The organism is Exiguobacterium sp. K1 (genome assembly GCF_033721435.1).
In the GTDB taxonomy this organism is placed as follows: domain Bacteria; phylum Bacillota; class Bacilli; order Exiguobacteriales; family Exiguobacteriaceae; genus Exiguobacterium_A; species Exiguobacterium_A artemiae.
Map to the genome: position 1 here is coordinate 240,617 of NZ_JAOTIT010000001.1, position 24,319 is coordinate 264,935.

The following is a 24,319-nucleotide window of genomic DNA, read 5'->3' on the forward strand; positions in this document are numbered from 1 at the left end:
GATTAGATGTATCATTCAAAGAAAACATGGATTGACAAAGACGTCGATTCGCTTAAAATAGACGAGTTAGCCGACCAGGTGAACGTATCCCGGCAAGTCGCGCACTTGCTTGTTCAGCGGGGATTTGATACCGCTGATCAAGCCAAGGCGTTTTTGGAAACGGATCAAACGGCATTTCATGATCCTTTTTTGTTCCAGGATATGACCAAAGTAATCACCCGGATCCAGCAGGCGGCAGATGAAGGTGAAATGATTTTGATTTACGGCGACTACGATGTCGACGGTGTCAGTTCCGCTGCGATTTTATGGCATGCGCTGATTGAAATCGGTGCGATGGCGGAATGTTATATTCCGAATCGTTTTACGGAAGGTTATGGACCAAACGAGGCGGCGTTCCGCTGGGCAGCGGAAGAAGGATTTGGTCTTGTCATCACGGTCGACTGCGGGATTTCCGGCATCGAGGAAGCGGCTGTCTTAAAAGAACTCGGCGTCGATTTAATCATTACCGATCACCATGAAGCAAAAGAGGTCTTGCCGGACGCTTTTGCCATGATTCATCCGGGTGTCGATTCCAACTATCCGTATTCGAAGCTCGCTGGAGCCGGTGTAGCTTTTAAGGTTGCCCACGCGCTGCTCGGGCGTGTACCGGAAGAATTGCTTGATTTGGCGGTACTCGGAACAATTGCCGATTTAGTCCCGCTGATCGGTGAAAATCGTTTGCTTGCAGCAAAAGGAATTGAAGCGTTGAATGCGAGTGAACGGCCTGGCATCCTGGCGTTACGGAAAGTCTGCAGTCTCGTTGAAGACGAACTGACGGAAGAATCGGTCGGATTTGCCTTCGGTCCCCGGATCAATGCGGCCGGACGTCTCGACTCGGCGATGCCGGCGCTTGAGATGCTGCTTGCGGAAACGATGGAAGAAGCGGAACCGCTTGCCGAGCAACTCGATCAGCAAAACAAACAACGGCAGGATATCGTCAAAAAAATTGCCGAAGAAGCGACGGCACTGGTGGAGCAACATTATCTGTCCGATCGTGTTTTAGTCGTTGATTCCGATCAATGGAATCCTGGTGTCGTCGGAATCGTCGCATCCCGGCTCGTTGAAAAGTACCATCGTCCGGTCATTCTGTTGTGTCATGATGCAGAAAAAGGAACGGCTAAAGGATCAGGACGTTCGATTGCAGCCTTTGACCTTTTTGCCGAGTTGAATCAGACGGCTGACATCTTACCGCACTTCGGAGGACATCCGGCGGCTGCCGGGATGACATTGTCATCCGAAAACGTCCCGGTGTTACGAGAACGGTTGAATGCCCAAGCGGTAAGTCTGCCGGACGAAGCGTTTGTCGCAACGACGGAGATTGATTTACGCTTACGTGTCTCGGATGTCTCGATCGGCTTGATCGAAGAAATGGGACGGTTGTCTCCGTTTGGTATGGGAAATCCGTCGCCGCGTGTCGTCGTCGAAGGCGCCAACATTCGGGACTTAAAACGAATCGGACGTGATTTAACGCATTTGAAGGTTCTTGTGACGGACGGAAAAACGGAACTCGATGGTATCGGATTCGGGTTTGGAGATGCCGTTGACGAAGTATCGTCGCTCGCTGAAGTTTCATTGATGGGGAGTCTGAACATCAACGAATGGAACGGTTTCCGTAAACCGCAACTGATGATTCAGGATCTGGCCGTCGTGGATTATCAATTGTTCGATTACCGCGGCGGGAAAAAACCGTTAACGGATTTATTTGAACTTCCGCACGACACGACGACGTATGTTGCATTTTCGGAAGAAACGCAATCCAAATATGCCGAGCGTCCGCTGAACGGAGGGACGAAGGCAAACGTTGTCTTTTTGGATTTGCCGGAAGACGAAGCGGCTTTCTTGCCGTATTTAAAAGATGCCGAACGGATTTATTGTGCGTTTAAGGACGAAGGGTACTATTTTGAGACGATTCCGTCACGGGAAGAATTTAAACATTATTTCAATTACTTTGCGAAATGTCCCCGTGATGAGCTCCGAATCGGGCTTGTTCGTTTGTCGAAATCGCGAAAATGGTCGAAACGTTCGATTAACTTTATGCATTCAGTGTTTTCGGAACTTGATTTTCTTGTTACAATGGAGGACGGGCTGCCGGGTGTAAACCCGAATGCTGAAAAACGGGACTTGACGGAAGCTGCGACGTACAAGCGTCATGAGGAACGTCAACGTCTTGAGCAACAATACATTTATTCGTCACTCGCTCAGTTGAAAGAGCGTTTTGATACTTTGGTAGAAGCGGCGAAGCAGGAGGAAATGACATGGAGTTCAAACAGCATATAAAAGAGGTCGAAAACTGGCCGAAAGAAGGAATCAGTTTCAAAGATATCACATCCCTGATGCAGAACGGTCCTGCTTATAAGCAGTCAGTCGATGCATTGATTGACTATGCCCGTAAGCAAGGCGCGGACGTCATCGCCGGACCGGAAGCACGCGGATTCGTTGTCGGATGCCCAGCAGCATACGCGATGGAAATCGGATTCGTCCCAGTTCGTAAAGAAGGAAAATTACCGCGTGAGACAGTCCGTGTCGAGTATGGTCTTGAGTACGGGAAAGATGTCTTGACGATGCACCACGATGCGATCCAACCAGGACAACGCGTCGTCATTCTCGATGATTTACTGGCAACAGGCGGTACGATCGAAGCGACAATCAAAATGATTGAGCAACTTGGTGGAACGGTTGCTGGAATCGGATTCCTGATCGAACTTGACGGTTTAGGCGGACGTGAAAAATTAGAAGGATACGATATTTTATCCTTGATTCGTTACGCAGATTAATGAATAAGCAATACCTTCTCGACGGTGGTCGGGGGGGTATTTCTTTTTATTTTGACATATTATCAAAATTTCACGATAATAGAGGATATATATTAGGGATTCAGCGTAATCAATCCCGGGGACTGGGTGAGGATAAGGGATGACAAATAAACAAATCGTAAATGTAGAAGACCTTCTCGCTCGATGTGCGGAGTACATGACAGAGGCAGAAGTCAAAGATATCGAACGCGCCTATCAATTCGCAAAAGACGAGCATGAAGGACAATTTCGTCGATCGGGTGAACCTTACATCATTCACCCCGTTCAAGTAGCGGGGATACTAGTGGATATCGGTTTGGATGCGACAACGATTATTGCCGCGCTTCTTCATGATGTCGTCGAGGACACCGATATTACGCTGGAAGAACTTACGGAACAATTTGGAGCAGATGTCACAATGCTTGTCGATGGTGTGACGAAGCTTGGTAAAATCAAATACAAATCGAAACGGGAAGAACTGGCTGAAAATCATCGGAAGATGTTTATCGCGATGGCAGAAGATATTCGTGTCATCTTGATTAAGCTGGCTGACCGTTTGCACAATATGCGGACTTTACAACATATGGTCAAAGAGAAGCAGGTTCAAAAGGCGGAAGAAACACTTGAAATCTTCGCACCGCTTGCGCATCGTCTCGGGATTTCAACGATCAAATGGGAACTGGAAGACATCAGCCTGCGTTATATCAATCCGCAACAGTATTACCGGATCGTCTCGATGATGAAACAGAAACGGACCGAACGGGAAGCGCTCGTTACGTCTGTCATCGATGAAGTCAACGAGGTCCTGGAAGAAGTCGAGATTGCAGCCGAGGTCGATGGTCGTCCGAAGCATATCTATTCCATTTATAACAAGATGCAAAACTCGAAAAAAGAGTTCAGCGAAATTTATGACTTGATGGCAGTGCGGATCATTGTCGACTCCATCAAGGATTGTTACGCAGTCCTCGGAATCATTCATACGCAGTACAAACCGATGCCGGGACGCTTCAAAGACTATATTGCCATGCCAAAACCGAACATGTACCAGTCGTTGCATACAACGGTCATCGGGCCGAAGGGTGAACCGCTTGAAGTGCAAATTCGGACACGCGATATGCATTTCATCGCCGAGTACGGAATTGCCGCGCACTGGGCTTACAAAGAAGGGAAAGAGCAGGAAGCAAAATCAGGTTTTGAAGATAAGATTGCTCATTTCCGTGAAATCTTAGAATTACAAAAAGATACGGCGGATGCAGAAGAATTCATGGAGTCGGTTAAAGTCGATTTCTTCAGTGATATGCTGTACGTCTTCACACCGAAAGGCGACGTCATCGAGTTGCCGAAAGGTTCGGTTCCGATTGATTATGCGTACCGGATTCATACGGAGATCGGGCACCGCACGATCGGCGCGAAAGTCAATGGACGGATGGTTCCGATCGATTATAAACTCAAGACCGGTGACATCATCGAAATCGTGACGTCGAAGCACAGTTACGGCCCAAGTAAGGACTGGTTAAAGATTTGTGTCTCGAGTCAGGCGAAAAACAAAATCCGTCAATGGTTCAAACGCCAACAGCGGGAAGAAAACGTCTCGAAAGGCCGCGAATTGATTGAGGCGGAAGTCAAAAAACTTGGTTTTGAACCAAAAGAAGTCATCAACGAGAAAACGCTCGAGGACGTCACGCGGAAGTTCAATTTTTCGCAAGAGGAAGATATGTATGCGGCAGTCGGCTATCATGGATTAACCGCGGCTCAAGTCGCTCATAAATTGACGGAAAAATTGCGCAAAGATAAAGAGTCGAAAAATCTTGAGTTAAACGAAGCGATCAGCGGAATGAAGACGTTTGACCGGCCGAAGAAACAAAATCCGGAAGGTGTTCGTGTCAAAGGCATCGACAACATGCTCGTCCGTATGAGCCGTTGCTGTAATCCGGTTCCGGGTGATGATATTGTCGGGTATATTACCCGCGGTCGCGGTGTTTCGATTCACCGGTCCGATTGTCTGAATGTGATTCATGAACAGAATCCGGAGCGGTTGCTTGAAGTCGAATGGGAACATGAAGGTAAGACGGTCAAGAGCTATAACGTCGAAATCGAAATTTCCGGTTTTGACCGGGCAGGGCTGCTGAATGACGTCCTCCAATCGGTGTCAGCGATGAACACGAATATCGTGGCTGTCAGCGGTAAGGGAGACGACAGTAAACAGGCCAAGATTTCAATGACGATTGCAATTGACAACGTCAATCACCTGCAAAAGGTCGTCGATCGGATTAAACAAATATCAGACGTGTATGCCGTGCATCGCGTCATGATGACATAAGGAGCGGATAGAAATGCGAGTCGTATTACAACGGGTCAAAGAAGCAAGCGTGACGGTCGAAGGGGCGGTTACCGGTCAAATCGATCAAGGATTTCTTTTACTCGTCGGGGTCACGCATGACGATACGCTGGAGCAAGTCAACTGGTTGGCGGACAAGATTGCCGGGTTACGAGTGTTCGAGGATGAAGAAGAACGGATGAACCTTTCGCTTCAGGATGTCGAAGGGAAAGTTTTATCGGTGTCCCAGTTCACCTTATACGGAGACGTCAAAAAGGGCCGTCGCCCTGCTTTTACAGAAGCGGCCAAACCTGATGTTGCAAATGAGTTGTATGAAGCGTTCAACGCCCGTTTACGTCAGCAGGGAATCATCGTCGAGACCGGACAGTTCGGAGCGATGATGGACGTCGCGCTCGTCAATGACGGACCGGTCACATTGATTCTTGAAAAGTGACCAAAGTCTTGACAGGATCTTTTGGACGAGGCAATATAAAGGATAACAGAACGAATTAAGAACCAATGACGAAGAAGAGTAATTTAGATCTCGGCTGCATAGAGAGTCGCTCCCCGGCTGAAAGAGCGATCAGACGAACTAGATGAAAGACCCTTTTGAGGTATTTTCCTGAAACGAACAGAGTAGGGGAAATCGTAGGCAGGCGTTAACTGCACCGAGTGGCTGAGATTTTTCAGCAACCAGGGTGGTACCACGGGATCTTCAAGTTCTCGTCCCTTTGCGGACGAGGGCTTTTTTTGTATTCAAAAGGAGGAATTAGGATGAAATTACCACGCGGAACGTTTGATGTACTTCCCGGTACAGTAGAACGTTGGCAGTATATTGAAAACCAATTGCGGGAGATCAGTAAACGGTATAACTACAAAGAAATCCGGACACCGATTTTCGAAGAAACCGAGCTGTTTAAACGCGGTGTCGGTGAGACGACGGACATCGTTCAAAAAGAGATGTTCATGCTTGAAAAACGCGGTAAAGAACAGTTTACGCTTCGTCCGGAAGGAACAGCAGCGGTCGTTCGGTCATTTGTGACGAATAAACTGTACGGTGCTGCCAATCAGCCCGTCAAACTCTTTTACATCGGACCGATGTTCCGTTATGAGCGCCCGCAAGCCGGACGTTTCCGTCAACTGCACCAATACGGTGTTGAGGCACTCGGCAGTGAAGAGCCAGCCATCGATGCAGAAGTCATCAGCCTGGCGATGAGCATTTACCGCTCATTCGGACTGAAAAAACTGAAGCTCGTCATCAACTCGCTCGGAGACAGCGAAAGCCGTGCCGCGCACCGGGAAGCACTGGTCAATCACTTTAAGCCGGTCGCTCACGAGTTATGCCAGGATTGTCAAAACCGTCTTGAAGCGAATCCGCTTCGTGTACTCGATTGTAAAGTCGACCGCAATCACCCAAGCATGGCGACAGCCCCGTCGATCCTCGACTTTTTGAATCCGGCTTCGAAAGACTATTTCGATCAAGTCCTGCTGCACCTGGATGCGCTTGGTATCGAATACGTGATTGATCCGACTCTTGTTCGGGGACTGGATTACTACAATCACACGTCATTTGAGATCATGTCAGAAGCAGAAGGATTCGGCGCGATCACGACGCTTTGCGGCGGAGGACGTTATAACGGACTCGTCGAACAAATCGGTGGACCGGCCACACCGGGAATCGGATTTGGGATCGGACTCGAACGTCTGTTGATGGCGCTTGAAAATGAAGGGGTTCTGCCGGAAATCGATGATGCGATTGATGTCTTCATCGTCGCGCAAGGTAACGAAGAAGTTGAAAAAACGGCGACACGCCTGTTGCAGTTGATGCGTCTTGAAGGACTTGCTGCGGACCGTGATTATCTCGGGCGAAAGTTTAAAGGGCAATTCAAAGCGGCTGACCGTTTGAAAGCCCGTTTCACTGTCATCCTCGGAGACGAAGAAGTCGAGCGCGGAGCGGCTGCGTTAAAAGACATGTCGACCGGCGAACAGATTGATGTGCCATTATCAGCTGTTGCCGATACGATTGTCGCGAAATTAAAGGAGGAAGTACAATGATCGGACGTACACATATGAACGGAACCGTAACAGAGGAAACGATCGGCCAAGCCGTTCAACTAAAAGGATGGGTCCAAAAACGACGTGACCTCGGGGGATTAATTTTCCTCGATCTTCGTGACCGGACCGGGATCGTCCAAGTCGTCTTCCAACCGGAAAACGAACAGGCGCACCGTCTGGCGGAATCGATTCGCTCGGAATACGTGCTCGACATCAAAGGAACAGTCGTCCAGCGTGAAAATCCGAACCCGAACATTCCGACCGGCCAAGTCGAAGTCGTCGCAGACGAAGTCATCATCTTAAACGCTTCGAAAATGACGCCGTTCCCGATTAGTGAAGAAGCGGAACAGACATCGGAAGATCTTCGTCTGAAATACCGCTACCTGGATCTCCGTCGTCCGTCATTACAGGAAACATTCCGTCTGCGTTCGAAAGCTTCGAATATCATGCGGAACTTCCTCGACGAACAGGACTTCCTCGAAGTTGAAACACCGATCTTAACGAAATCGACACCGGAAGGCGCGCGCGACTATCTCGTTCCGAGTCGTGTTCACCCGGGTGAGTTTTACGCCTTACCGCAATCACCGCAGTTGTTTAAGCAGTTATTGATGGTATCAGGCTTTGAGCGGTACTTCCAAATTGCCCGTTGTTTCCGTGATGAAGATTTACGGGCTGACCGTCAACCGGAATTCACACAAGTCGATATCGAAACAAGTTTCATGGACGTCGAAGACCTGTATGCGATGATGGAATCGATGATGACACGAGTCATGAAAGAAACACTCGGAAAAGACATCACGACGCCATTCCCACGGATGCCATATGCGGAGGCGATGAGCCGGTTCGGTTCAGATAAACCGGATACGCGTTTTGGTCTTGAATTGATTGATGTCGCGGAAGCGGTCACAGGAGCAGGCTTCAAAGTCTTCGAAATGGCGCTTGAATCAGGCGGCGAAGTCAAAGCCTTGAATGTTAAAGGGGCAGCCGATCAGTTCTCCCGCAAAGACATCGATAAATTACAAGAGTTTACAGCAATTTATGGTGCCAAAGGTCTTGCATGGGTTAAAGTAACCGCTGACGGACTGAACGGTCCGATTGCGAAGTTCTTTGATGAGGCAGCAACAGCCCGACTCGTCGAAGCGACGGCAGCAGAAGCCGGTGACTTACTTGTGTTCGTCGCGGCAAAAGCGTCGATCGTTGCCGACAGTCTCGGTGCTCTTCGTCAAAAACTCGGGAAAGAGCTTGGTTTGATTGACGAAACTGTCTTCAACTTCCTGTGGGTAACGGACTTCCCACTCGTGACGTTTGAAGAAGCGGACGGTCGTTTTTATGCGAACCACCACCCGTTCACGATGCCACGCCGGGAAGATCTCGATAAACTTGAGACAGACCCGGGCAGTGTCCTTGCTGTTGCCTATGACCTTGTCTTGAACGGTTATGAGCTCGGTGGCGGATCACAACGGATTTACGAACGTGATATTCAAGAGCGGATGTTTAAATTGCTTGGTTTCACGGAAGAAGAAGCCAACGAACAATTTGGTTTCCTGATGGAAGCATTCGAGTACGGCACACCGCCACACGCCGGTATCGCACTTGGTCTTGACCGCCTGATCATGCTGCTTGCCGGTCGGACGAACTTACGCGATACGATTGCGTTCCCGAAAACAGCTTCTGCGAGCGATCTGTTGACAGCGGCACCAAGCCCGGTTTCAGACGCACAATTGAATGAACTGTCGATTCGGACAGCAGTCAAACAATCATAATACCAACAGATTTCCTTCTATCCTGAAGGGAATCTGTTTTTTTTATAAGGGGGACTGAAGATGGAACGAACATTTTTTGAACGGTCACCGGTTGAGGTGGCACCGGAATTGTTAGGGAGTCTGTTGACGGTCGAACACGTCACGATGCGAATTGTCGAAGTGGAGGCGTACCTTGGTCCGCACGATCAAGCCGCCCATTCCTACAGTGGACGACCGACGAAACGGACCGCGCCGATGTTTGGCCAGGCTGGTCATATCTATGTGTATTTCACCTATGGCATGCATCATTGTTTGAACATTGTCTGCGGGGAAGTCGGACAAGGATATGGGATTTTGCTTCGCGGAGCGGAAATCGTCACCGGACACGATTTAGTTGCTGACCGCCGTTTTGGGAAGCCGTATGCGGAACTGACCAAAACCGAGCAAAAAAATCTCGTCAACGGTCCCGCTAAATTATGTCAGGCCTTCGGATTGAGAACGGACGATTCAGGTGCTGATCTCTACACGGATCACCGGTTTCAGATCGAGAACGGTCAAGCGACTGAAATCGTCCAGACGACGAGGATCGGGATTCCGAATGCGGGAGAAGCAACAGCGTATCCATGGCGGTTTTACGAACGGGAAAGCAATGGGGTCAGTAAAAAATAAACCGTATAAAAAAGATGTACCGCTGATGGATACATCCTGACATCAAAAAACGTGTTTCTCTAAAAAGAGAAACACGTTGCTGTTTTATCGTTTTGGTGTGTTGATTGATTTTTTAGATTGTTGCTTTTTATAGAATTTGTAGACGATCGGTCCAACCGTCGTAGCAAGCGTAATCAATGTTCTTAATTTACCTTTTTTAGCAGCCATGATATGTTTCACTCCTTAGTAAGTTGTACTAATCATATTCCACGAAAACAAAAACTTAAAACCTTTCTAGCACATCGGTTCTTTGCGAAAGGAAGTAAGATTGAGATAGTACGGGTAGAAAAGAGAAAGGAGCTGAGATTATGACGGGAGTCGTATGGTACCGAAACGATTTGCGGGTTGACGATCACGAGGCGTTGACCCGGGCATGCAACGAACAAAATACAGTCCGGGCAGTATTTATCCAGCAGGAATCCGGAAACCGTGGCGAACAGCAAGTAAGATTTGAACAGGAAACGCTTCGGTTCTTGCGGGAACACTTAGGACAACTCGGCGTCGAACTGACGATTTTACAAGAGGAAACAGTCGAACAGCTGACATCGCTTGTCCAACCGGAGGATGTCGTTTATTTTCACCGGATGACGGGTGAATACGAAGCACGGCAGGAAAATGAAGTTAAGAAGCATTTTACCACGCAGATGTACGAGACCCAGACGCTCCATCTCCGGGAAGATATCGGCAGTGACGAACTGAAACGTGTCTTTACGGCATTCCGGAAAAGAGTGGAGTATGACGGGCGTTTTGCGGAGCCAATCGAAGCACCGGGGGAAGTTCGGTATATCGAACCACCTCAAACGAGAGCTGGCTACGACCCGCGAACCGCGTTCCCGTTTATGGGAGGCGAGTCGGCAGGTCTGGACCGATTAGCCGCGTATTTGGAACGACCGGTTTTTACCTATAAAGAAACACGAAACGGCTTTGACGTGGATGATTCTTCTAAACTGTCTGCCTGGCTTGCCAACGGTTCACTGTCCCCACGGAGGGTCATGGCGGAACTGCAACGGACGGAATGGGAACACGGCGCGAATGAATCGACCTACTGGTTATACTTCGAATTATTGTGGCGGGACTTCTTCCATTTGACGATGCGGGAGACGGGACACCGGCTGTTTCGCTCGAACGGTTTGAAGGACGGTCGCTTGACGTGGAAGACGGATCAGGCGGCAATCGACCGTTGGATAGCTGGCGAGACGGGAGAACCGTTTGTCGATGCTTTCATGCGGGAAATCAAGGAAACTGGCTGGATGTCGAACCGGGGACGTCAAATTACAGCCAGTTATCTGATTCATGACTTGAAACAGGATTGGCGGATCGGTGCACGGTACTTTGAACAGCATTTGATTGATTACGATGTTGCCTCCAATTACGGAAACTGGGCTTATATCGCGGGAGTCGGAAATGCGACCCGGACACCACGGTTTAATCCTGAATTTCAGCAACAAAAATATGATCCGAACAGAGCCTTTATCCGACGCTGGATGTCAAGTGAAACGACTGAAAAATGACCAAATTTTAAGGGTCAGAACCAGTTGCATTTCGATAAGGGGAATGCTATATTAAATGCAACAGATGGGGTTCCTGAGATGTACGAGAGCCGCCTTTTATCTTTGAGCCACTCTTTTTTGATAGGGAGTTTGACGTTCCAACTAGTAGTACATGCCTCGTAACACAGCAGGAGGACGTACGAATAGGAATCGGATAAGACACCCACCTGCGCAGCAGGTTCAAAAATAAGGTATCGACACGGCACTTCGGGTCCCATCGTTTCTTTTTTAGATGAATCACACCATACGTCGCATGACGTTTTTTTTTATGATATAATTCCGAGTAAAACAGTATGAGTATTGTGAGGTTATGAGATGTTAAATCAATTTTCACGTAATGAACTGGCAATCGGTAAGACCGGACTTGACGCATTGGCATCCAAATCTGTAGCGATTTTAGGAATCGGCGGCGTCGGTTCGTTTTCGGCGGAAGCCCTGGCGCGCAGCGGTGTCGGACGTTTGATTCTGGTGGATAAAGATGATATTGATATCACAAACGTCAACCGTCAAATCCATGCGTTGCTTCCGACGGTCGGTCAGCCGAAAGTCGATGCCATGGCGGATCGCCTGATGCAAATCAACCCGGATTTAGAAATCATCCGTTTGAAAATGTTCTACAATGAAGAAACATATGAAGCCTTTTTTGCAGAAAATCCGGATTACGTCATTGATGCTTCGGATACCGTCTCGTTTAAGATTCATTTGATCAAAGAGTGTAAACAACGTCAGATTCCGATCATCTCGAGTATGGGAATGGCGAACAAGATGGATCCGACACGAATCAAGATCGTTGATATTAAAGATACGAGTTACGATCCACTCGCAAAAGTGATTCGGACGCGCCTGCGTAAGGAAGGAATCCATAAAGGCGTCCCGGTCGTCTTTTCGGATGAACCACCGGTCAAAATCATCGAAGAAGTCCGTCAAGTCGTCGGAAACGATGAAGCCGTGATTCGAAAAGCTAAAATGCCGCCGAGTTCAAACGCGTTTGTCCCGTCGGTCGGTGGATTGATTGCGGCAAGTTATGTCATCAATGAGATTGTCCGGGAAGCCGGCGTCATCATCGAACGTGTCCGTTAAAAAAAGCGACCTTCTGAGGTCGCTTTTTCTCATCGGTTACGGTTGTTTTTTCCAAAAGTCGAGCCGGGCCTGCAATTGTTTTTCGAACCCGCGGGAACTTGGCTTGTAGAAAACGGGTTTGGTTCGTGCCAGATTTTCCGGCCAATAGTTCTGTTTGACATATGCATGCGGAAACTGGTGTGGATACTGATATTCGACACCATTACCAAGTGCTGCAGCACCGGCATGATGAGCGTCCCGTAAATGCGGTGGAACCGGACCGCCGTCCGATCGGCGGACGAGTTCGAGTGCCTGATCGATCGCGGTAATAACCGTGTTTGATTTCGGTGCCGTCGCAAGATACAGCACCGTTTCGGCGAGCGGGATCCGTGCCTCCGGAAAACCGATATATTCACAGGCCCGGGCACAGGCGTCCACAATCAGCAAAGCTTGCGGATCCGATAATCCGATATCTTCTGCCGCGTGGACATAGAGGCGACGGACGATGAAGCGGGGGCTTTCCCCGGCCTCAATCATAACGGCAAGCCAGTACAAGGCAGCATCGGGATCCGAGCCGCGAATTGATTTGATGAAGGCCGAGATGACATCGTAATGCCGGTCTCCGTCCTTATCGTATTTCAAGGCTTTTTGCTGAATCGATTCTTCCGCTACGGCAAGATCAATCGTAATTTCACCGTCAATTTCCGGTGTCGTCAAAACGGCGAGTTCGAGTGCGTTGAGTAATGCCCGGTAATCCCCGTCCGACAGTTTGACATAATGATCGACCGCCTCTTCTGTGACGGTAATCGGATATTTGCCGAGACCACGCTCCGTATCGTGTAAAGTTCGGTGGAGGACGACCCGTAAATCGTCTGTCGTCGGCGTTTCAAACCGGAAGACGGTTGCCCGCGATAACAGAGCGGCATTGACTTCAAAACTCGGATTTTCCGTCGTCGCGCCAATCAGCGTGATCGTTCCGGCTTCGAGTGCAGGCAGTAAAGCATCCTGTTGCATTTTATTGAAACGATGGATTTCATCCAAAAATAAAATCGTTTTTTGTTGATCAAACTGCAGTCGGGATTCGGCTGCTTTTAAAACTTCACGCAACTGATCCAGTTTTGCCGTGACAGCATTCAGCTGTTCGAATGCCGATTTCGTATAACTGGAAATGACACGGGCAAGCGTCGTTTTTCCGGTTCCCGGTGGTCCGTAAAAAATAACCGTCCCAAGCCGGTCGGCGAGAATTGCCCGGCGCAACAAGGTTGATTCTCCGATCAAATGGCGTTGGCCAACGATTTCGTCCAGTGATTGAGGGCGCATCCGATTGGCGAGCGGACCGGCCGGAGAATGTGATTCAAATAGATTAGCCATAGGTAGCGTTCCTTCTTTCAACTTTTAGCTACTACTATACTAGAAAGGATGTCTTTTCGCATGATGAAAATCTCGACAAAAGGCCGTTATGGTCTGACAATCATGATTGCACTCGCCAAAGGAGGCGAAGCCAAGCCGTTGTCCTTAAAAAAAATTGCCCAGATGTATGATCTGTCCGAACATTATCTGGAGCAATTGATTGCCCCGCTCCGAAACGGCGGTCTCGTCAAAAGTGTCCGCGGTGCATACGGTGGATATAAATTAGGCCGTTCGGCCGAAGAAATCACAGCAGGAGATATCATCCGTCTGCTTGAAGGTCCGCTTGTCGTCGTTGAAGGCGATAATTGTGACGAAGTGACGAAACGAAAATTGTGGGATAAAATTCAAAGTGCCGTCGATCAAGTTTTGGATACGACGACATTAAAAGATTTAGCCGAAGAAGATGACACGGGTTATATGTTTTATATATGAGAGGTGAAAAAACGATGATGTATTTTGATCACGCGGCAACGACGCCAATGCGGCCGGAAGTTTTGGAAAAGATGACGCCTTACATGCTCGAACAATTCGGGAATCCGTCAAGCGTCCATGCATTCGGACGGACGGGGCGGGCTGCGATTGACACGGCACGACGAATGATGGCAACGGAACTGAACGCCAAACCGACGGAAATTCTCTTTACGAGCGGCGGCACGGAGTCGGATAACTATGCCATCATCGGTGCCGCGATGCAGTATCAGTCGAAAGGACGTCATGTCATCACGACACGGTTTGAACACCATGCCGTGCTTCATGCGTTCGAGGAACTGGAAAAGCGGGGATTCGACGTGACGTATCTCGAAATACCGGAGTCCGGTATCATAACGGAAGAGGCGTTACGGGCAGCTGTTCGGCCGGATACGATTCTAGTATCGATCATGTTCGGAAACAATGAAGTCGGGACGGTCCAGCCGATTGCGGCATGCGGTCGTTTCCTCCGGGAACAACAGATTATTTTCCATACCGATGCCGTCCAAGTCTTTGCAAAGTCGCCGATCGACGTGGAAGCGATGCAAATCGATTTGCTGTCCGCATCAAGTCATAAAATCAACGGACCAAAAGGCGTCGGCTTATTATATATCCGTTCTGCCGTCAAACTGGCTCCTCAGTCGTATGGCGGGGAACAGGAACGAAAGCGTCGTGCCGGAACGGAAAATGTCGCCGGAATTGTCGGATTTGCGGAAGCGGTCCGGCTGACGGCAATGGAACGCGAAGAACAGGTTAAGCAGTATCAACTGTTGCGGCATACATTGCTCGAACGGCTTCGTTCCTCAACGATTGATTTTGAAGTCAACGGGACAGACGGATTGCCGCAAGTCATCAACCTGTATTTCCCGGACGTCGAGATCGAACCGTTTTTGATTATGCTCGACATGCGGGGCATTGCCGTTTCGAGCGGAAGTGCCTGTACGGCAGGGTCGGTCGAACCGTCGCATGTCTTGTCCGCGATGTACGGTGAAAATCCACGGACGAAACAATCGGTCCGAATCAGCTTCGGCCGTGGAAACGACAAGGCGCAAGTCGAACTGCTCGCACAAGGCCTGATAGATGTCGTAAAATCGTTTCAGAACAATTAAGAGGTGAAAACAATGAATACACGCGCAAAAGCACCGGAGGAAACAACGGTCGTCGTCGGGATGTCCGGCGGTGTCGATTCGTCCGTTACGGCTTATTTATTAAAAGAACAAGGATACAACGTCATCGGGATATTTATGAAGAACTGGGACGATACAGATGAAAACGGATTTTGTACGGCAACGGAAGATTACGAAGATGTCATCGCCGTCGCCAATCAAATCGGCATTCCGTATTATGCGGTCAATTTCGAAAAGGAGTACTGGGACAAAGTCTTTACGTACTTCTTGGATGAATATAAACTCGGCCGGACACCGAATCCGGATGTCATGTGTAATAAAGAAATCAAGTTCAAGGCATTCCTTGACCATGCGATGCGCTTAGGGGCGGATTTTGTTGCGACGGGCCATTATGCACGAGCTGTCTATGAAGACGGGGAGCATAAATTATTACGCGGCGTCGATACAAATAAAGACCAAACGTATTTCCTGAACCAACTGTCACAGGATCAAATTGCGAAAGCGATGTTCCCGATTGGGCATATGGAAAAATCAGAAGTGCGGAAAATCGCGGAAGAAGCGAACCTTGCGACAGCAAAGAAAAAAGATTCGACCGGTATTTGTTTTATCGGGGAACGGAATTTCAAACAGTTCCTCAGTCAGTATCTGCCGGCGCAACCGGGTGAAATGCGAACACTCGACGGGACAACGATGGGGCGTCATGACGGTCTGATGTATTACACGATGGGACAACGCCACGGTCTCGGAATTGGTGGAGACGGAGAACCGTGGTTCGTCGTCGGGAAAAACCTCAAAGAAAACATCCTGTTCGTTGAACAAGGGTTCCATAATGAATTGCTTTATTCAGAAGGCTTATATGCGTCTGACATCAGCTGGACGGCATCTATGCCGATCGGGACGGAATTCCGTTGTACAGCGAAGTTCCGTTACCGTCAAACGGATACACCGGTCACGGTTCGTGTCCTCGACGGCGGACGTCTGGACGTCGCATTTGACGAACGGCAACGGGCGATTACTCCCGGACAAGCCGTCGTCTTTTATGACGGAGATGTCTGTCTCGGCGGAGCAACGATTGACGATGCCTACAAAGCAGGTCAAGCATTAACGTATCTTGCATAAGGGAGAGATTGGGATGAATTACAACGAAGTCGGATTCCGACATTTAGAATCCGGTAATTATGAATTAGCGGCTCAAGCTTTTAATGATGCCATTGAAGAACAGCCGAACGACCCGACCGGTTACGTCAACTTGGGGACATTACTCCAATCGATGGACGATGCTGACCGGGCACTCCGGTTTTACGATAAAGCCTTGACGATTGATCCGACGTTCGCCAGTGCCCATTATGCCAAAGGTGCCTTATACTTCTCGGCGGATTTATTGGTCGAGGCGGAAGAGTCGTTACGTCTTGCTTTGCTGCACGGACTCGATGATGCCGATCTCCATTTCATGCTCGGTCTGACGTATCAAAAGCTCGGGGATCCGGTTCGGGGGATTCCGCGTTTGAAACAGGCGACGGAACTGAACGGGGTGGATGTTGAAATCGCCTTCCAGTACGGTCTTGCCCTGGCTCAGAACGAACAGATTGAAGAAGCGGCTGAAATCTTTGAACAGGTCTTATTGCTCGAAGAGACACACACCGATGCCCGTTATAATTATGCCATTGCACTGGCCTTTTTAGGTCAGCAGGAAGCATGTTATACAGAGCTCGAAACCGTTCTTGCCTATCAGCCAAACCATACGCTGGCGCAGGATGCCAAAGCGAAAATGGATGCCTTACTAAAATAACCAGGAAAAAGACTCTGCTGTCGACGGCTTGTGGCAATCGATTCAGCAGAGTCTTTTTTTTAATGGCCGACTTCGCGGACGATGCGTAGTGGCGGACCGGAAAATTCCTCATAGGCTTCATCCATATTTTTCGTATAGAGCTCAATGACATTGTTTTCTGTATCTTTAAAATAAGCCGAGTATTCCTTGTCATTAGACGTCTCTTGTTCATCCCATTCCCGAATCTTGACGTCAATCGATGCACCCCGAAGCAAATCAAGTGCTTCGTTAAATTCGTCTTTCTCAATATAAAAGGCACAATGGACATGAACGCCGCCTTCATCATACAAGCTGTCCCATTCTGTCACGGGAAGGTTTTTGACGGTCCGTTCTTCCATCGTAAAGTCCCGTTTGAGCCAAAGACCGAGACGGGTGTTTCCTCCGATGTACAACCATGTCGCCCAAACCCCATCCTGTTTTTCCTGTTCATGACTCGGCTCTGCATCTTCCGGTGCCCATTGTTCGACGATTGGAATTCCAAGCGTTCCGTTCCAAAAGGCGACGGCCCGGTCCATGTCCTGCACTTCTAAAACTAATTCACATAATCCTGCAATCGGCAGACGTCCCATGTTTGTTCCTCCATTCAGATAATATATGAAGGAATGTTTCCCTCATTTAAAATCCCTTAAACGAATGCTATGATAATAACTGAGTAACGGAGTCCAGAAAGAGAGCAGGTGGAGTGATGGAGCACCCCCATCAAGTAGTCGGTCGTATCAAACGTGTGCTTTTTTCCTCCGAAGAAGAAGCCCATTCCATCGTCCTGATGGCGATCAAGGAAAAAAACTTTGAACTAAAAGAAACGGAGCTTGTCGTTACGGGAACCGGTGTCGGAATCGAACTCGGCGGAACGTATCAAGCGTTCGGACGGTTGATTGATCATCCGCGATTTGGCAAACAACTAAAAGCAGAGTTGATCCGGCGTTCGGTCCCGATGACGAAACACGCTGCCGTCCGTTTTTTGACGAACGGATCGTTTACCGGCATTGGTCCGAAAACAGCGAAAAATATCGTCGATGAGCTCGGTGAAGATGCCATTGACATCATCTTAAAGGACAGTAAAGCACTCGATCGTGTCCCCGGGTTAAAACAGAAGCAGGCGGATGTCATCTTCAGCCGGCTTGCGACCTTATACGGTGTCGATCAACTGATGCTTTTTTTAGCACCGTTTGATGTCACCCCAAAACTCGCAGCAAAGATTTATGCAGCGTACGAAGGGGATGCGATGGCGAGAATTCGTGAAAATCCTTATTCCTTGATGTATGAGGTCAGTGGAATCGGTTTTAAGACGGCCGACCAAATTGCCTCGCACCTCGGACTTATCGGACTGCATCCGGAACGGGTCGCAGCATCCATCATGCACATCCTCGAACAGGAAGCGGGAGAAGGGCATGCATTCGCGACGGTCGAATCCCTGTTACAGCGGGCACCGCGTCTACTTGGCGAGGATCCGGGTGAACGCCTGGAACAAGCCATCGAGCTGTTACTGACGGAAGATAAGGTCAAACTCGAAGAAGGTTGTTTGTATCTGCCGACGATCTTCTATGCGGAAGTCCGGGCGGCAAAAGAGTTGGCCCGTGTCATGGCGAACGGATCCGAGCAGGAAGTCGATGTAGCGACGATTTTGTCAGCCATCGGTCAACTTGAAGAACGGTTTGGTATGGAATACGCCGTTCAGCAACGGGAGGCGATTGAGCTTGCGGTTAAGGCGCCGTTGATGGTTCTGACGGGTGGACCCGGAACCGGGAAGACGACGGTCATCAAAGGGATTTTGCATGCGCTTCAAGAAATACATGATTGGCCGCTTGAAAAAAGCCAGGTCAAGTCAGGTGAAGTCTATCCGTATGTGCTCGTCGCCCCAACCGGACGGGCGGCCAAACGGCTGTCGGAAGCAACGGATGTTCCGGCGATGACCATTCACCGCCTATTAAAATATGACGGAACGAACTTCCAACTGGACGAAGACCAACCGATTGCCGGTAAAGTACTGATCATCGATGAATCGTCCATGATCGACATCTATCTGTTATCGAGTTTGTTACGGGCAGTGCCAAACGGGATGAAGATTTTATTCGTCGGCGACCGTGACCAGCTGCCATCGGTCGGTCCGGGACAAGTCCTTGCCGACTTGATGGATACGGACGGTATTCCAGTCGTCCGACTCAACGTCGTCCACCGTCAAGCGGAAGATTCCTCGATTCTCCGGTTGGCCCACGATTTAAAAAATCGTGTCACTTCGGCTGATTTGCTGGCCCCTTTATCCGACCGTCGTTTTTATTCGCTTGCTCCGCAGGAATCGTTGCGCGGTATCGCGGCTTTTGCCGAAAAAGCACTGGCAAAAGGATATTCGAAGTTTGACGTTCAAATTTTAGCGCCGACGTACCGGGGACAGGTGGGCATCGACGAATTGAATATCGTTCTGCAAAAAGTCTACAATCCGGAAGCGCCGAAAAAACGGGAAGTCAAACAAGGGACACGGATTTACCGGAGCGGAGACAAGATTCTTCAGCTCGTCAACAATGCGGAAGAGAATGTCTACAACGGTGATATCGGTGAAATCGTCAATATCTTTTTCGCAAAGGAAAATGTCGATAAGGTGGATAAAATCATTGCCCGGTTCGATCAGACGGAAGTTGAATATAACCGGAGTGATTGGGATCAATTTACGCATGCCTATGCGATTACGATTCATAAAGCGCAAGGATCGGAGTTTCCGATCGTGTTGATGCCGGTCTTTTTCACCGGTGCCTTCAAGCATTCCCGGAACCTCATCTATACAGCCGTCACGCGGGCCAAAGCCAGTCTGCTGTTGTTCGGAGATCCCCGTGCCTTCCATAAAGCATCACAAGAGGAAGAGCCGCGCCGGCGGACACGGCTCATTGAACGGCTCGGCGGTATGACAAAGACTTGACTGAATGCATCAGATAGGTAATAATCACGGTAGATGAATGGACGCAAAACGTTGATGGAAGATAAGTAAATCGTAATTTTTATGACCAGAGAGAGATGGAATTGCTGGAACCATCTTCATGACGATTCGATTGAAGCTCCTTCCGGAGTCGAGTGCAAACACTTGCGGGTAATCTCCGTTAACGGATTTTTCGAGGTAAAGGGAGCAGTTGTCTTTACGAACGAGGGTGGTACCACGAGAGCGATGCTTTCGTCCCTTTTCAGGGATGAATGTATCGTTTTTTTTGCGTTCAGGACAAATTAATCAATGGGGGTATTTTCGATGAAACCATTAAAACCGTTGACGGGTGCACAAATCCGTCAAATGTATCTCGACTTTTTCCAGTCTAAAGGGCACGCAATCGAACCAAGTGCATCACTCGTTCCAATTGAGGATCCGACGTTACTCTGGATCAACTCAGGTGTTGCTACGTTAAAAAAATATTTTGACGGACGGGTCATTCCGCAAAATCCACGGATTGTCAACGCACAGAAATCGATCCGGACGAACGATATCGAAAACGTCGGGAAAACAGCACGTCACCATACATTTTTTGAAATGCTCGGAAACTTTTCGGTCGGCGATTACTTCCGCGAAGATGCGATCAAATGGGGCTGGGAACTCTTGACGAGTGACGAGTGGTACGGTCTTGATCCGGATCGTCTTTCCGTAACGATTCATCCGGAAGACGACGCGGCACGTCAAATCTGGCTCGAACTGGGTGTGCCGGCCGAGCGCATCATCCCGCTTGAAGATAACTTCTGGGAAATCGGGGAAGGTCCTTCAGGTCCGAACACGGAGATTTTCTTCGACCGTGGACCGGCTTTCGGAGATGATCCGAACGACTCTGAACTCTATCCGGGCGGCGAAAACGAACGATACCTTGAAATCTGGAATATCGTGTTCAGTCAATATAATCATGACGGACATGGCAACTATACAGAATTACCGCGTAAAAACATCGATACCGGAATGGGTCTTGAGCGGATGGCGAGCGTCATGCAGGACGTACCGACGAACTTTGACACCGACCTGTTCATGCCGATCATCCACAAAACGGAAGAAATCAGCGGGAAACGTTACCGCGAAGACACAAAACTGGATGTCGCGTTTAAAGTCATCGCCGACCACATCCGGACGGTTGCCTTTGCCATCGGAGACGGAGCGTTACCTTCGAACGAAGGACGCGGTTATGTCTTACGCCGACTGCTCCGTCGTGCTGTCCGTTATGCAAAAATGCTCGGAATCGAACGTCCGTTCATGTACGAACTCGTTGATACAGTCGGCAGCGTCATGGTCGATTTTTATCCGCAAGTTCCGGAAAAAGCAGATTTCATCAAACGTGTCATCAAAAACGAGGAAGAGCGATTCCACGAGACACTGCATGACGGTCTTGCCATCCTGAACACAGTGGCACAAGCAGCCAAAAATAACGGCGAACATGTCATCAGCGGAGAAGATGCTTTCCGTTTGTATGATACGTACGGTTTCCCGCTCGAACTGACGGTTGAATACGCAGAAGATCACCAGATGTCCGTCGATGAAGAAGGGTTTAAACTGGCGATGGATGAGCAACGGAAACGTGCCCGTGCTGCCCGTGAAGACGGCGGTTCGATGCAACAGCAATCAGAAGTATTGGCAACTTTGACTGTTCCAAGTCAATTCGTTGGTTATACGGACCTTGAGGCGGATGCAAAAATCATTGCTTTGTTGCATGATGGAGAACGAGTGACAGAAGTCGCTGCCGGCGAAGAAGCACAATTGTTGCTTGATGTTACACCGTTTTATGCAGAGAGTGGCGGAGAAGTGGCAGACTCAGGAACGATCACGGGTCCGGATTTCGTCCTCGATGTCAAAGATGTTCAAAAAGCACCAAACGGTCAAAATCTGCATACCGTTGTGGTCCGGACAGGAATTGCTTTAGCAGATGCATCCGTTCATGCCGCGGTCGAAGCATCATCGCGTCAAGCCATCACGAAAAACCATACGGCAACCCATTTGTTGCATAAAGCGTTGAAAGACACACTCGGAACACACGTCAACCAAGCGGGTTCACTTGTTTCAGCGGATCGTCTGCGCTTTGACTTCTCGCACTTCGGAGCAGTGACGGCTGAAGAATTAGCAACAATCGAACAGGATGTCAACCAAGCAATTTGGGCATCACTTGCAGTAGAAATTGAAGAAATGAACATTGCTGATGCAAAAGCAAAAGGGGCAATGGCACTGTTCGGTGAAAAATACGGCGAGACGGTTCGTGTCGTTTCGGCTGGAACATATTCGATCGAACTGTGTGGCGGAATCCACGTCCGCAATACAGCAGAAATCGGTCTGTTCAAGATTGTTTCCGAATCAGGAATCGGAGCTGGCACACGACGAATCGAAGCCGTCACAGGCGCTGGAGCCTATCATGTCATGAACGGTCACCTGCAGACACTCGAGCAGGCAGCACGTGTCCTGAAAACGAAAACGACGGAAGTACCGGGACGAATCGAAGCACTTCAAGTTCAGCTTCGCGAAACGGAACGGGCACACGAATCATTGCAGGCAAAACTTGCAAACATCGAAGCGGCGTCACTTAAAGATGATGTCGAGCAGATCAACGGCGTCCAGGTGCTTGCGAAGCAAGTCGACGTCTCGGATATGGATGCCCTTCGCGGCATGATGGACGAACTGAAGTCAAGTCTCGGTTCGGCAATCATTGTCCTCGGTAGTGCGCAGGGAGACAAAGTCAACCTCGTTGCGAGTGTCTCAAAAGACTTAATCGATCAAGGGTACCATGCCGGTAAATTGATCAAGGAAGTAGCGACTCGTTGCGGCGGCGGTGGCGGCGGTCGTCCGGACATGGCACAGGCCGGCGGAAAAGATCCTGCAAAATTAAATGAAGCTCTTGCGTTTACTTCACATTACGTGCAATCACTGGCATAATAGAGAAGTAGTGTAAATGAAAGAGGTGATTAACGTGAGTCAGATGGATCAAACGATGAAATTTAATTTTCCAGAAGACGATAGCCAGGCGGCGACACGCGAAGTATTGCTGACGGTCTATCATGCTTTAGAAGAAAAAGGCTATCATCCGATCAACCAAATCGTCGGATATCTACTTTCCGGTGATCCTGCTTACATTCCTCGTCATAACGATGCACGTAATATGATCCGAAAGATTGAGCGTGATGAACTACTGGAAGAACTCGTGAAATCTTATCTATCGGAGAGTGGAGACAAAAAATGAAGCGTGCCATCGGACTTGATGTCGGTTCGAAGACGATCGGTGTTGCGGTGAGTGATTTGATGGGCTGGACAGCACAAGGCGTCGAAACCATCAAATGGACAGAACCTGAATACCCGGTCGCCTTCAAACGACTCGAGGCAATTATTAAGGAATACGGTGTCGAAATCATCGTCATCGGACATCCGAAAAACATGAATGGGTCAATTGGTCCCAGAGCTGAGGCGAGTGAAGCGTTCGCGCGTGAAATCGAAACCCAGACGGGCCTTTCGACTGTTCTTGTCGACGAGAGACTGACGACGATGCAGGCAGAACGTATGCTGATCGATGCCGATGTCAGTCGGAAAAAACGGAAACAAGTCATCGATAAGATGGCAGCAGTCATGATCCTGCAATCTTATTTGGATCGGGCAAATCGATAAGGAGGAAATGAGATGTCTGAAGAAAAACGGCAGTATCTCTTTCCTGATGAAGACGGTGGCGAACATCTTTTCGAAGAATGGTACCGTTATGTCAGTGAGCGAACCGGCAAGACCTATTTATTTCTCGAAATGATTGGTCATCCGGAAGAGGGCGCAGATGATTTAATCATTTGTGAAATCGACGAGTTTGGCGAAGGCGAAGATGATTTTGAATTGAGCCTGATTGATGAAAACGATGAGCAGACTTGGGATGAACTTGAGACTGCATTAAAGGAGCGGATGAATGATGCAACAGAATGAACCTACACATTACGTAATTCCCGATGGAGAAGGAAACGAATTTAAATTTGCCGAGCGTTTACGGTATGAAAGCCCACGTTCAAGCAAAACTTACATTTTCCTCGAGCCGGTCGGCGCGGATTATGATGAAGCAGAAGAAGTCGACATCTTCGTTTATGAGTTAGAAGAGTACGGTGACGGCGATGATGACTTTAACCTCGTCCCAATCGCAGAAGACGATGCAGAAACTTGGGATGAAATTGAAGAAGTCTTTAATACATTAGAAGACGAGCTTGACTAAACCGACTCGTGTATAAGGTGGTGTCGTCAGAGCAATGGCTCTTTCG

22 protein-coding genes, 1 other RNA gene and 2 other annotated features are annotated in these 24,319 nt (G+C 49.0%); of the genes, 20 read left to right on the forward strand and 3 right to left on the reverse strand.

Translation table 11 applies throughout. From position 1 onward, the window contains the following. Positions 1-6 precede the first annotated feature (6 nt). The 7 genes from recJ (at position 7) to N7U64_RS01175 (ending at position 9,614) form a co-directional block, all read left to right on the forward strand. The gene (recJ, locus tag N7U64_RS01145; protein WP_318928005.1) at positions 7-2,316 is read left to right on the forward strand and encodes a single-stranded-DNA-specific exonuclease RecJ; all 2,310 of its coding nucleotides are present in this window, start codon (positions 7-9) and stop codon (positions 2,314-2,316) included. Next, positions 2,295-2,813 (forward strand): adenine phosphoribosyltransferase, encoded by a 519-nt coding sequence (locus N7U64_RS01150; protein ID WP_012370959.1) that lies wholly within the window; start codon positions 2,295-2,297, stop codon positions 2,811-2,813. Before recJ ends, N7U64_RS01150 begins: the two co-directional genes overlap by 22 nt. Before the next feature lie 139 nt (positions 2,814-2,952). After that, positions 2,953-5,151: a RelA/SpoT family protein gene (locus N7U64_RS01155; protein WP_131972439.1), complete on the forward strand. Its 2,199-nt coding sequence runs from the start codon at positions 2,953-2,955 to the stop codon at positions 5,149-5,151. Positions 5,152-5,164: 13 nt separating this feature from the next. Beyond that, on the forward strand, positions 5,165-5,602 hold the full coding sequence (gene dtd, locus N7U64_RS01160; protein ID WP_318928010.1) for a D-aminoacyl-tRNA deacylase: 438 nt from the start codon (positions 5,165-5,167) through the stop codon (positions 5,600-5,602). Positions 5,603-5,658: 56 nt separating this feature from the next. Beyond that, positions 5,659-5,882, forward strand: a binding site (T-box leader). 40 nt (positions 5,883-5,922) lie between these two features. Next, positions 5,923-7,203, forward strand: a complete 1,281-nt coding sequence (hisS, locus tag N7U64_RS01165; RefSeq protein ID WP_131972441.1) for a histidine--tRNA ligase — start codon at positions 5,923-5,925, stop codon at positions 7,201-7,203. Then, entirely contained in the window at positions 7,200-8,966 is a 1,767-nt protein-coding gene (aspS, locus tag N7U64_RS01170; RefSeq protein WP_318928012.1) for an aspartate--tRNA ligase, read from the forward strand. The genes hisS and aspS overlap by 4 nt, the downstream gene beginning before the upstream one ends. A gap of 60 nt (positions 8,967-9,026) precedes the next feature. Beyond that, positions 9,027-9,614 (forward strand): DNA-3-methyladenine glycosylase, encoded by a 588-nt coding sequence (locus tag N7U64_RS01175; RefSeq protein WP_131972443.1) that lies wholly within the window; start codon positions 9,027-9,029, stop codon positions 9,612-9,614. Positions 9,615-9,698: 84 nt separating this feature from the next. Here the strand turns inward: N7U64_RS01175 and N7U64_RS01180 are convergent, their stop codons facing one another. Then, a complete protein-coding gene (locus N7U64_RS01180; protein ID WP_012370953.1) occupies positions 9,699-9,821 on the reverse strand; it encodes a hypothetical protein in 123 nt (40 codons plus the stop codon). 140 nt (positions 9,822-9,961) lie between these two features. On the opposite strand from N7U64_RS01180, the gene N7U64_RS01185 reads away from it, so the two are divergent. The 3 genes from N7U64_RS01185 to N7U64_RS01195 all read left to right on the forward strand — a co-directional run bounded on the left by N7U64_RS01185 (position 9,962) and on the right by N7U64_RS01195 (position 12,283). Continuing rightward, a complete protein-coding gene (locus N7U64_RS01185) occupies positions 9,962-11,164 on the forward strand; it encodes a DASH family cryptochrome (protein ID WP_318928015.1) in 1,203 nt (400 codons plus the stop codon). Positions 11,165-11,231: 67 nt separating this feature from the next. Continuing rightward, positions 11,232-11,421: non-coding RNA, 6S RNA (gene ssrS / locus N7U64_RS01190), on the forward strand. A 97-nt stretch (positions 11,422-11,518) separates the two neighbouring features. After that, on the forward strand, positions 11,519-12,283 hold the full coding sequence (locus N7U64_RS01195) for a ThiF family adenylyltransferase (protein ID WP_131972445.1): 765 nt from the start codon (positions 11,519-11,521) through the stop codon (positions 12,281-12,283). Positions 12,284-12,319: 36 nt separating this feature from the next. On the opposite strand, the gene N7U64_RS01200 is transcribed toward N7U64_RS01195, so the two are convergent. After that, a complete protein-coding gene (locus tag N7U64_RS01200; protein ID WP_318928017.1) occupies positions 12,320-13,633 on the reverse strand; it encodes a replication-associated recombination protein A in 1,314 nt (437 codons plus the stop codon). 63 nt (positions 13,634-13,696) lie between these two features. On the opposite strand from N7U64_RS01200, the gene cymR reads away from it, so the two are divergent. Genes cymR through N7U64_RS01220 form a run of 4 tightly spaced genes read left to right on the forward strand, consistent with a single transcriptional unit; the run spans position 13,697 to position 17,056 of the window. Next, positions 13,697-14,104, forward strand: coding sequence for a cysteine metabolism transcriptional regulator CymR (gene cymR, locus N7U64_RS01205; protein WP_041261991.1), 408 nt, complete (start codon positions 13,697-13,699; stop codon positions 14,102-14,104). A 14-nt stretch (positions 14,105-14,118) separates the two neighbouring features. Next, complete coding sequence (locus N7U64_RS01210; RefSeq protein WP_290827184.1) at positions 14,119-15,249, forward strand: cysteine desulfurase family protein; 1,131 nt, start codon at positions 14,119-14,121, stop codon at positions 15,247-15,249. Between the two features lie 12 nt (positions 15,250-15,261). Then, positions 15,262-16,386 (forward strand): tRNA 2-thiouridine(34) synthase MnmA, encoded by a 1,125-nt coding sequence (gene mnmA / locus N7U64_RS01215; protein WP_318928019.1) that lies wholly within the window; start codon positions 15,262-15,264, stop codon positions 16,384-16,386. Between the two features lie 13 nt (positions 16,387-16,399). Then, complete coding sequence (locus N7U64_RS01220) at positions 16,400-17,056, forward strand: tetratricopeptide repeat protein (protein WP_012370946.1); 657 nt, start codon at positions 16,400-16,402, stop codon at positions 17,054-17,056. A 59-nt stretch (positions 17,057-17,115) separates the two neighbouring features. Here N7U64_RS01220 and N7U64_RS01225 read toward each other — a convergent pair whose 3' ends face one another. Further along, positions 17,116-17,664 (reverse strand): VOC family protein, encoded by a 549-nt coding sequence (locus N7U64_RS01225; RefSeq protein ID WP_290827179.1) that lies wholly within the window; start codon positions 17,662-17,664, stop codon positions 17,116-17,118. 116 nt (positions 17,665-17,780) lie between these two features. Here N7U64_RS01225 and N7U64_RS01230 point away from each other — a divergent pair, with 116 nt between their 5' ends. The 6 genes from N7U64_RS01230 (at position 17,781) to N7U64_RS01255 (ending at position 24,273) form a co-directional block, all read left to right on the forward strand. Then, on the forward strand, positions 17,781-20,006 hold the full coding sequence (locus N7U64_RS01230) for an ATP-dependent RecD-like DNA helicase (protein WP_318928022.1): 2,226 nt from the start codon (positions 17,781-17,783) through the stop codon (positions 20,004-20,006). 42 nt (positions 20,007-20,048) lie between these two features. Beyond that, positions 20,049-20,266 (forward strand) — a binding site (T-box leader). A 61-nt stretch (positions 20,267-20,327) separates the two neighbouring features. After that, positions 20,328-22,970, forward strand: a complete 2,643-nt coding sequence (gene alaS / locus N7U64_RS01235) for an alanine--tRNA ligase (protein ID WP_290827177.1) — start codon at positions 20,328-20,330, stop codon at positions 22,968-22,970. Positions 22,971-23,004: 34 nt separating this feature from the next. Continuing rightward, positions 23,005-23,274 (forward strand): IreB family regulatory phosphoprotein, encoded by a 270-nt coding sequence (locus tag N7U64_RS01240; protein WP_026827846.1) that lies wholly within the window; start codon positions 23,005-23,007, stop codon positions 23,272-23,274. Continuing rightward, positions 23,271-23,693, forward strand: coding sequence for a Holliday junction resolvase RuvX (gene ruvX, locus N7U64_RS01245; RefSeq protein ID WP_012370941.1), 423 nt, complete (start codon positions 23,271-23,273; stop codon positions 23,691-23,693). Before N7U64_RS01240 ends, ruvX begins: the two co-directional genes overlap by 4 nt. A 12-nt stretch (positions 23,694-23,705) precedes the next feature. Beyond that, positions 23,706-23,993: a DUF1292 domain-containing protein gene (locus tag N7U64_RS01250; RefSeq protein WP_014970868.1), complete on the forward strand. Its 288-nt coding sequence runs from the start codon at positions 23,706-23,708 to the stop codon at positions 23,991-23,993. Next, entirely contained in the window at positions 23,977-24,273 is a 297-nt protein-coding gene (locus N7U64_RS01255; RefSeq protein ID WP_233494510.1) for a DUF1292 domain-containing protein, read from the forward strand. Before N7U64_RS01250 ends, N7U64_RS01255 begins: the two co-directional genes overlap by 17 nt. Positions 24,274-24,319 lie beyond the last annotated feature (46 nt).

Excerpts from the sequence above, each read along its gene's own strand:
- recJ (WP_318928005.1), top strand. The coding sequence starts at position 7 with ATGTATCATTCAAAGAAAACATGGATTGACAAAGACGTCGATTCGCTT.
- N7U64_RS01150 (WP_012370959.1), top strand. The coding sequence starts at position 2,295 with ATGGAGTTCAAACAGCATATAAAAGAGGTCGAAAACTGGCCGAAAGAA.
- N7U64_RS01155 (WP_131972439.1), top strand. The coding sequence starts at position 2,953 with ATGACAAATAAACAAATCGTAAATGTAGAAGACCTTCTCGCTCGATGT.
- dtd (WP_318928010.1), top strand. The coding sequence starts at position 5,165 with ATGCGAGTCGTATTACAACGGGTCAAAGAAGCAAGCGTGACGGTCGAA.
- hisS (WP_131972441.1), top strand. The coding sequence starts at position 5,923 with ATGAAATTACCACGCGGAACGTTTGATGTACTTCCCGGTACAGTAGAA.
- aspS (WP_318928012.1), top strand. The coding sequence starts at position 7,200 with ATGATCGGACGTACACATATGAACGGAACCGTAACAGAGGAAACGATC.
- N7U64_RS01175 (WP_131972443.1), top strand. The coding sequence starts at position 9,027 with ATGGAACGAACATTTTTTGAACGGTCACCGGTTGAGGTGGCACCGGAA.
- N7U64_RS01180 (WP_012370953.1), bottom strand. The coding sequence starts at position 9,821 with ATGGCTGCTAAAAAAGGTAAATTAAGAACATTGATTACGCTTGCTACG.
- N7U64_RS01185 (WP_318928015.1), top strand. The coding sequence starts at position 9,962 with ATGACGGGAGTCGTATGGTACCGAAACGATTTGCGGGTTGACGATCAC.
- N7U64_RS01195 (WP_131972445.1), top strand. The coding sequence starts at position 11,519 with ATGTTAAATCAATTTTCACGTAATGAACTGGCAATCGGTAAGACCGGA.
- N7U64_RS01200 (WP_318928017.1), bottom strand. The coding sequence starts at position 13,633 with ATGGCTAATCTATTTGAATCACATTCTCCGGCCGGTCCGCTCGCCAAT.
- cymR (WP_041261991.1), top strand. The coding sequence starts at position 13,697 with ATGAAAATCTCGACAAAAGGCCGTTATGGTCTGACAATCATGATTGCA.
- N7U64_RS01210 (WP_290827184.1), top strand. The coding sequence starts at position 14,119 with ATGATGTATTTTGATCACGCGGCAACGACGCCAATGCGGCCGGAAGTT.
- mnmA (WP_318928019.1), top strand. The coding sequence starts at position 15,262 with ATGAATACACGCGCAAAAGCACCGGAGGAAACAACGGTCGTCGTCGGG.
- N7U64_RS01220 (WP_012370946.1), top strand. The coding sequence starts at position 16,400 with ATGAATTACAACGAAGTCGGATTCCGACATTTAGAATCCGGTAATTAT.
- N7U64_RS01225 (WP_290827179.1), bottom strand. The coding sequence starts at position 17,664 with ATGGGACGTCTGCCGATTGCAGGATTATGTGAATTAGTTTTAGAAGTG.
- N7U64_RS01230 (WP_318928022.1), top strand. The coding sequence starts at position 17,781 with ATGGAGCACCCCCATCAAGTAGTCGGTCGTATCAAACGTGTGCTTTTT.
- alaS (WP_290827177.1), top strand. The coding sequence starts at position 20,328 with ATGAAACCATTAAAACCGTTGACGGGTGCACAAATCCGTCAAATGTAT.
- ruvX (WP_012370941.1), top strand. The coding sequence starts at position 23,271 with ATGAAGCGTGCCATCGGACTTGATGTCGGTTCGAAGACGATCGGTGTT.
- N7U64_RS01250 (WP_014970868.1), top strand. The coding sequence starts at position 23,706 with ATGTCTGAAGAAAAACGGCAGTATCTCTTTCCTGATGAAGACGGTGGC.
- N7U64_RS01255 (WP_233494510.1), top strand. The coding sequence starts at position 23,977 with ATGATGCAACAGAATGAACCTACACATTACGTAATTCCCGATGGAGAA.